We start from the raw sequence: 7054 nt of genomic DNA, 5'->3' as shown, positions 1-7054 counted from the left end.
GCCCACGGGTGTCAACGCCCTCCGCGAAGCCCATCTCCGCCATCGACGCGGCGTGCGTGGCCCCCAGGTAGCCCGTGCCCAGAACCGTGATCTTCATCTATGCTGTGTCCTTTTCGTGTGGTCGTTGATCAGTGACAAGAATGCCGTCGCAGGCTCACTCGTTGAGGATGCTCAAGGTTCTCTCCTTGGACAGCGGGTTGTGCCCCGATTTCTCGTCGAAGTATGGGTGGACCTCGACATCGCCGATCAGGTGTGCGTGCTCCACCAGGAAATCGTGGAACATCGGATAGTCGATGACCCGATCGTGTTTGGACGCCAGATTGACGTGGTACTGCACATTCATGCGCGCGGCTCGGGCCGCAAGAAGCGTGAGCACATTGGTGCGGTCGGGATATCGCTCCCGGAGCAACGTGGGCAGCAGATTGCCGAAACGAGCTTCGCGGAGGGCGTTGACACCCGTGGGCATCCACCTGGTCCAGTCGAACTGCGCATTGTTGATGACGGCCCGCGAGCCATTGTCGTGCGCCATCAGTGCCAAGGCCATGAAAGCGCCGGCAGACGAGCCGAAGTACGTCCGCTGGTGAACCTCAGGGCAGCCCAACGCTTCGGCCAATGTCACAACCGCACGGGCCATGTCGGGAACCAGCCAGTGGTCCTCGGACAGCTGGCCCCAGGCGAGGGACAGAAAGTCGGGGCCGCCGGTGGCAGGGTCGTACAGGTAGATCTGATGGTGCCGGATGTCCTCACTCCAACTCGAACGCTGGAAGACAACCCGGCGGTGGGCCAGATTCTGATCGACAGCGCCGTTGTTCATGACCACTACCGATTGCGCTTGCAGCTTGCGCACCACGAGCAGCGGCAGCACCGTGCGCGGCGTCACGACGTCGATCCTGTGAGCCACCTCCGGGACGAGCGTGGTCGACTCGAAGGCGTCGAGCGCGTCGAGCCTCACGGTGATGCCGGGCGGGTTCGTCATGTGTAGTGGAGTCCTCGGGCTCTTGGGGTGGCGGTGTTCGGCTTGGCGGGTTCGTCGTGACCTGTAGTTCTGCGAGTCGTCAGAAGATGAAGTCCTCGATCCGTGGGCCAAGATCGAACTGTTGCTCGATGGCCGCGAGACTGCGGGCCGCGGCGCGTCCATCGCCGTAGGGGTTGACGGCGTTGGCCATGGCCGCGTAAGCCTCCGCGTCGTTGAGGAGGGCATCGACTTCGGTGACGATCCGCTCCTCGTCGGTGCCGATGAGCTTGACGGTGCCGGCGTGCACAGCTTCGGGTCGCTCCGTGTTCTCCCGCATCACCAGCACCGGCTTGCCGAGGGACGGCGCCTCCTCCTGAACGCCACCGGAGTCGGTGAGCACCACATCGGACACGGACAGCATCCGGGTGAACTCGCCGTATGCCAGGGGCTCGGTGACCACGACGTTGTCCTTGCCCTCCAGTGCCGGCAGCACGGCCTCGCGCACCACGGGGTTGCGGTGAGCCGGCAGCACGATGGTCAGCTCGGGCTCGGCCGCTGCGATTCGGGCCAAAGCTCGCCCTACCCCGCGCATGGCCTCGCCCTGGTTCTCCCGCCGGTGGGTGGTCACCAGCAGCACCTTGCCCTCGGACGCGGCGATCTGCTCGAGCGCGGGATCGGTGAAAGGCAACTTCTTTCCGACCGTGTGCAGCAAAGCGTCGATAACCGTGTTGCCGGTCACCACGATGTCGTCCTCCGGGATCGCCTCGGCACACAAGTTCCGCTTGGAGGTTGCCGTGGGCGCCAAGTGCAAAGAGGTGATCTGGGAGGTCAACTTTCGATTGGCCTCCTCAGGGAAGGGGGAGAGGAGGTCGAACGAGCGCAGGCCGGCCTCGGCGTGAATCACCGGGATACCCCGGTAAAACGCAGCGATGGCCGCGGCAGTGGAGGTGGTGGTGTCCCCCTGGACCACGACAGCATCAGGGGTGTTCTCGGCGAACAGTACCTCAAGCCCCTCGACGGTGCGGGTGAGGATCCCGTTGAGGGTTTGGCGCGGCTGGATGATGTTCAGGTCGTGGTTGGGGATGATGTCGAAGATCTCGTTGACCTGGTCCAGCATCTCCCGGTGCTGGCCGGTGACCGTGACCACGCACTCGAAGTCCGGTGAGTCCTCCAGAGCTTTCACGATCGGCGCCATCTTGATGGCCTCGGGCCGGGTGCCGTAGATCGGCATGATCGTGGGCATGCAGAACCGCCTTGTCGTGGGGAGGGGAGCAAGAATCGATCTTCACTCAAATGGGGAAACTTGGGAAGGAGGACGGGGGCGGCCTCAGTCTAGAACGCGGCGCCGCCGACTTCGTCACCAACGCTGCTCTCAGCCCGGCGTGTCCTGTCCTCCCCGGTCAGAAGGCCAATGGCAGCCGTCGGACCCGTGGCGACCGACACGGCGCCGGGGCACTTTCCGGCCGAGTCCATGAACGTGCCAGAGTATGATTTTGACACGAGACGTCCCCGCAGTCGCCCACAACCCGTGTTCGCTCAACCTGATTCCGCCCCCCAGCCCCCCACCCCCCAGGAAGTGCGCCATGTCTGAACAGCAGAACGTCGTCGTCGTCGGTCTCGGCTACATCGGCCTGCCCACCGCCGTGGTCCTGGCCAACTACGGCTCCCGCGTCATTGGCGTGGACATCAACGAAGCCAACGTCGCCCAGATCAACCGGGGAGAGATTCCCTTCGTTGAACCGGGCTTGGAGGAGCAGCTCGCGCGCGTCGTGGCGGAGGGGACGCTCACAGCGACCACCGAGATGCCACATGGGGACGCCTACGTGGTGGCCGTGCCCACGCCGTTCACCGACAACTACGAGGGCGACCTGTCCTACGTGCGTGCTGCCTCGCACAGCATCGCCCCACAACTGCGTGGCGACGAGCTGATCATCCTCGAGTCCACCTCCCCACCCCAGACCACGCGCAAGATGGCCGAGCATCTTATTCAGCTGCGCCCTGACCTGTCCCTGGACGGGGCCGATGGCAAACCAGCCATCCACGTGGCCCACTGCCCCGAGCGCGTGCTGCCGGGGCGCGTCATGGAAGAGCTCATCACCAACGACCGCATCATCGGTGGCATGACCCCCGAGGCCACCCGGCGGGCCAAGGCTCTCTACGCGACTTTCTGCGTGGGCGAGCTGCTGGAGACCGATGACGTCACCGCGGAGATGGCCAAGCTGACCGAGAACTCCTTCCGAGACGTCAACATCGCCTTCGCCAACGAGCTGTCCCTCGTCGCCGACCGGCTGGGCATCGACGTGTGGGAGCTCATCGAGCTCGCCAATCACCACCCCCGGGTGGACATCCTCCAACCCGGCCCCGGCGTGGGTGGGCACTGCATCGCCGTGGACCCTTGGTTCATCGTCTCCGCAGCCCCGGAGGAGTCCCGGCTGATTCGCACCGCGCGCGAGGTGAACGACGGCAAGCCGGACTGGGTCGTACGGAAGGTCGAGGAGGCGACGGCCGGCCTGGACGTGCCCGTGGTCGCGGCTCTGGGTCTGGCGTTCAAGCCGGACATCGACGACCTGCGGGAGTCCCCGGCCGTGGAGGTTACGCGCCGGCTGGCGCGGGATCTGTCGCACGGGACTGTCCTTGCTGTCGAGCCCCACGTGGCGGAGCTCCCGCCCGCACTGCAGGGCCTGAAGAACGTGCGTTTCGCCGAGGTCCTGGACGCGATCAAACAGGCCGACGTTGTGGTGCTGCTCGTGGACCATCAGCAGTTCTCGAAGTTGCCCAAGGGCGTACTGGACGGCAAGACGGTCGTGGACACCAAGGGCCTATGGCGTCAGCCGCGCTTGCCTGTTCCGGCCATGCACACGACCTCTGTGCCCGTCGTCGCCGTTGCACACTGACCACCGTGAATCGGTCGATCCGCTGAACCGATCGACATATATGTGTGCCCTTGGGACACAGCGGCGCACGCCTCCTGCCTCCGCAGAAACGAGACATCAGACATGACCACTTGGGAAACTCCCAGGAGAGCCCCCGTAGCCGAGCCGCCTGGCGTTGCCGATGTCCTCGAGGCGCAGTCGGCCGAACTCGCGACGCTTCATCAGGAGCTGATCAAGTCATACGAGAAAGAACTCGTGTTCTTCTCGAACCTGGAGAAGCGGGACCGTGAGGCCAAGGCCAAGGACAACGCCCGGCTGCAGAAGATCTGGTGGCTGGAATCGGAATTGCGTAGGCGGCAGGAGGAGATCGAGAAGTTGCGCACCGAGCTGGACAAGACGCGAACATCCCTGCGAAATCTGCAGGGCTCGGCGATGGGCCGGCTGCAACGAGTGTATTGGAAGATGCGCGCAGGAGCCCGCCGATGAGCCCATTGAATCCTCACCAGGTGGCTATGCGCAAAGCGAAGGTGCGAGACCGAATCGAGGAACTCAAGGCGCGAGAAGCCGATCTCCGCGAGGACCGGCGCTACTACCGGTCGGCTCATTTCCGAGGCCAGCTCAGGAACGGGAGAAGTCCCGTGCACTGGGCCCGATCCCGGACTCCTGAGGAGTACACCGAGCGCTTGCTTTGGCTGTCCCGCACGGAGAAGGTCGGCGAACTGCTGGATGCGGCCCGGCAGCTGCCGGCCCACCTGGGGACGCGTAGTGTGCGACCGCACCGTGCCCGGGTGGCCGTGATCGCCGACCAGTTCCTATGGGTGACTTTCGAGGGGACGGCCGACATCACGTACGTGACCCCGGAGAACTTCCGGGATGTGGCCGCAGACGTGGACCTGCTCCTGATCGCCTCCACCTGGCGCGGCCGCTTCGAGGACTGGCACGGTGCGAGCTCGGCCACCGGTATGGTCCGCACCGAGGTGATTCCGCACTTCAGGGCCCTCGGGGTCCCGGTGGCGTTCTACTCGAAGGAGGACCCGCCCAACTACGCGGTCTTCCTCGGTCTAGCGCAGGAAGCGGATTTCGTCTTCACCTCCGACCGGAAGAAGATCCCCGACTACCTCGAGGCATGTCCACGTGCCCAGGCCGTCACAGCCCTGACCTTCGGGGTAAATCCCCGTGCGCACAACCCGGTCGGCTCGCGACGGAAACGGCGACACGAGGTTCTCTTCGCCGGGTCATGGCTTGCCCACAAGTATCCGAACCGCCGGATCGGGGCTGCCAAACTGTTCGACGGCGTGCTCGACTCCGGCCGAGATCTGCTGATCCTCGACCGCAACAGTCGGCTGGGGGACCCCAACTACTTCTATCCGGAGGAATACCTCCCGTACCTGGGGCCCGGGGTCGCCCACGAGGACCTGCTGAAGCTGCAGCGGATGGTTGATGTGCAGATCAACCTCAACTCGGTCAACTACAGCCCGACGATGTTCGCCAACCGGGCCGTGGAGCTGCAGGCAATGGGGGCGTTCGTCCTGTCCAACTACAGCCTGGCGCTCAACGACCTGCTGCCCGAGGTGCAGCTGGTCGACCATGCCGCCGAGGTGCCGCTCGTCCTCGAAGCGATGTATGGCGAGGAGCTGTACCGCACCCAGATGAGCGGGCTCCGGCGCGCCTTCACCGATCATCTGGCCCACGACCGGATGGGGGAGATCCTGAAGACCGTGGGGCTGCCGACCACTCCCGTGCAGCGACGCGTCGCCGTCACGGCCGACGAGGTCGTTCCGGCCGTCCACGACATCGCCCGCCGGCAGTCTGCCGGGGAGATCGAGGTGGTACCACGCGAGGACCTCCTGCGGCGCCGGGATCAGTTCGACGTCGTCGTCCCCGTCGACCCGCGCTACGAGTACGCGAGCCACTACGTCCAGGACCTCGTCAACGGGTTCGCCTACGCGGACGTCGACTTCGTCGCCAAGAACGGCTACGAGCAGCCCGGCCGGGTCATCTCGGTGGAGGACCACGAACCCGTGGGCCTCGCCCACGACCGCCACCGCAGCGCCCTGTGGGCCACCGGACCGGCCCTGGAGCAGTACGTGGCCGGCTCGGAGATCACCGGCTCGGGCTACTCCGTCGACCCGTTCGGCGTGAACACCGCCCCGGGGGGCGGTGGCGCGGTGTCGGCAACGGTCGCCGGCCCGGAGCTCACGGTGGTGGTGCCCGTCTACAACAACGGCATGCACCTGGAGCACAAGTGCTTCCGCTCGCTCCAGCGCTCCACGATCTTCGACCGCATGGAGGTCCTGCTGATCGACGACGGGTCGACCGACGGCACCACCCGTCAGGTGGTGGCAGAGCTGGCCGCCCGTCACCCCAACGTTCGGGCGCACTTCAACGAGGTCGGCGGCTCCGGCAGCGCGTCCCGTCCGCGGAACCAGGGGTTGGCCATGGCCACGGCGCCCTACCTCACGTACCTGGATCCCGACAACGAGGCCGTCCACGACGGGTTCCGGATCCTGCTCGAGCGTGTCCGCGACCTGAAGCTGCAGTTCGCGATCGGTGACATGGTCAAGCTGTCGTCCTACCGGCGGGTCATTCCGAACGTGGGCATTCTCAACGGCGTTCTCGAGGACGACCCCGTGGGCGGCAAGATCGTGCCGGAGGACGCACTGAAGCGGATCAGCTTCCAACCGATGAGCATCCAGGCACTGGTCGCGGACACCGCCTGGTTGCGCACGATCGGCCTCCACCAGCCGATCGGCGCCCTCGGCCAGGACTCCATGGCCTTCCAGCAGATGCTCGGCCGGGCCCGGCGGATCGACACCGTCAAGCTGCCGATCCACGTGTACTACGGCGCGGTGACCAACAGCATGGTCAACACCGTGGGGCCGGGCTTCTACCGGAAGTACCTGCCGCTGGAAGAGGCGCGCTCGGCCTGGTTGCGCGCGGACGGGCTCTACGACGCGTACTGCCGCACGCGGGCGGACGCCTACTTCCAGGGCTGGTTCGTCAACAAGTACAACAGGCAGGTCGGCCCCGAGCACAAGGCCGAGTGCCGCGAGCTGCTCCTGCGGCTGGCCGCGTTCTACGACATCCGGGTGCAGCCGGAAGACCCGATGAATCCGGACTCGCCGCTCACCGTCGTCCCACGGGGCGAGCCGGCGCCCGTTTGAGTCGGCCTCGTCGGTTAAGACCGGGTACTGCGTGTACGGATTGCTGGTAGCGACGCGGACCG

At 65.7% G+C, this 7054-nt stretch carries 5 protein-coding genes; 3 read left to right on the top strand and 2 right to left on the bottom strand.

From position 1 onward, the window contains the following. Positions 1–154: 154 nt before the first annotated feature. The gene (locus ABL57_RS19760) at positions 155–976 is read right to left on the bottom strand and encodes a hypothetical protein (protein ID WP_047805196.1); all 822 of its coding nucleotides are present in this window, start codon (positions 974–976) and stop codon (positions 155–157) included. A gap of 79 nt (positions 977–1055) precedes the next feature. Further along, positions 1056–2198: a non-hydrolyzing UDP-N-acetylglucosamine 2-epimerase gene (gene wecB, locus ABL57_RS19755; RefSeq protein ID WP_047805195.1), complete on the bottom strand. Its 1143-nt coding sequence runs from the start codon at positions 2196–2198 to the stop codon at positions 1056–1058. Positions 2199–2538: 340 nt separating this feature from the next. Between wecB and wecC the strand changes: the two genes are divergently transcribed. From wecC to ABL57_RS19740, 3 genes are all read left to right on the top strand, one after another. Next, complete coding sequence (wecC, locus tag ABL57_RS19750) at positions 2539–3849, top strand: UDP-N-acetyl-D-mannosamine dehydrogenase (RefSeq protein WP_047805194.1); 1311 nt, start codon at positions 2539–2541, stop codon at positions 3847–3849. 102 nt (positions 3850–3951) lie between these two features. After that, complete coding sequence (locus tag ABL57_RS19745; protein ID WP_047805193.1) at positions 3952–4314, top strand: hypothetical protein; 363 nt, start codon at positions 3952–3954, stop codon at positions 4312–4314. 197 nt (positions 4315–4511) lie between these two features. Further along, entirely contained in the window at positions 4512–6992 is a 2481-nt protein-coding gene (locus ABL57_RS19740; protein WP_238986143.1) for a glycosyltransferase, read from the top strand. Positions 6993–7054: the final 62 nt, after the last annotated feature.

The sequence above is a fragment of the Kocuria sp. SM24M-10 genome, from assembly GCF_001027955.1.
In the GTDB taxonomy this organism is placed as follows: Bacteria; Actinomycetota; Actinomycetes; order Actinomycetales; family Micrococcaceae; genus Kocuria; species Kocuria oceani.
Note: the sequence above shows the minus strand (reverse complement) of the source record. Positions and strands in the feature narration are given on the sequence as shown.